Annotated in this window: 1 protein-coding gene and 1 pseudogene; both read right to left on the bottom strand. The window is 71.6% G+C overall.

What is annotated here, in order from left to right; genetic code table 11:
• Positions 1-356: pseudogene (locus tag QQK25_RS23120) on the bottom strand (biotin/lipoyl-binding protein); the annotation flags it as partial.
• Positions 357-594: 238 nt separating this feature from the next.
• Positions 595-1,032 (bottom strand): TolC family protein (locus tag QQK25_RS23115; RefSeq protein ID WP_284190065.1); only part of this gene is annotated, 438 nt, incomplete at its 5' end.

Raw genomic sequence — 1,032 nt, 5'->3', positions numbered from 1 at the left:
AGCGGCACCTCGCGGCGGGCGATGTCGAGCTGGCTGCGGGCGGCCTGGAGCTGGGCGGCGAGGGTGGCGACGGCCGCGTCGGCTTGCTGCTGGCGGGCGGCAAGCTGGGTGTCTTCCAGCCGCGCCAGCACCTGCCCGGCGGTGACGGTGGCGCCTTCGCGCACTTCCAGCTTCGCGATGCGGCCGGCGAGCTTGCTGGCGACGGTGGTGTGGTCGCCTTCGATGCGGCCGTTGGCCTGGATCAGGCCTTCGGGCAGGGCGTTGCCGCCGGAGAAGGTGTGCCACGCCCACACGCCGCCGGCCACGAGGGCGACGACCGCGGCGGCGGCGATGAGCTGGGTCTTGTCGAGACGCATGGCGGGGCTCCTCAACCTGGAAACGGAAGTTGGACGTGTCTGATGGTGCGTCTGGCGCAAAGCGACAACGCGGCAGGCCCGATGCCTGCAAGGCGGCGCCACAAAGCCAGGCGCCCGCGCAGGCCCGTCAGTGGACGGGTTGCGTGCTCACTGCTGGGGTGAGGCTTGGCGACGGCGTGATAAGGCGAGTTCATGCGGTTCTTGAGGTGTCGGGAAGCGTTTGCTTTCGCTGCCAGGTTTACAGCTCGCCGACGGCCTTCCTGAGCCGCAGCCGAGCCAGGTGGAGGTCGTAGAGGGCGTTCAGGTGGTTGTAGTCGGTGAGGCTGCGCAGGGCTTCGGCGTCGAGCACTTCGGTGTGGGTGCCGACACCATTGCGGTAGCGGTCGCGGGCCACGCGCAGGTTCTCGTCGGCCTGGCCGACGGCGGTTTCGGTGGTGGCGAGGCGGCGTGCGGCTTCGTCGGTGGCGAGCCATTCGCGGCGCACCTCGAGCTCGATCAGGCTGGCGGCGTCCGTCTGGCGTTCGCGGGCGGCGCGGGCCCGGGCCCGGGCGGCGTCGGCCTGATGGCGCAGCAGGCCGCCGTCGAAGAGCTGCCACTCGACGCCGACCGCGAGCTGGGCCACGTCCTGGCGGACGCGGTAGCGGTTGTCCTCATGCACCGCGGCGGCCGACAGCCC

It is taken from the genome of Zoogloea oryzae (assembly GCF_030161255.1).
In the GTDB taxonomy this organism is placed as follows: domain Bacteria; phylum Pseudomonadota; class Gammaproteobacteria; order Burkholderiales; family Rhodocyclaceae; genus Zoogloea; species Zoogloea oryzae.
The sequence above is the reverse complement of the archived record's forward strand: the minus strand, read 5'-3'. Positions and strand labels throughout refer to the sequence as shown.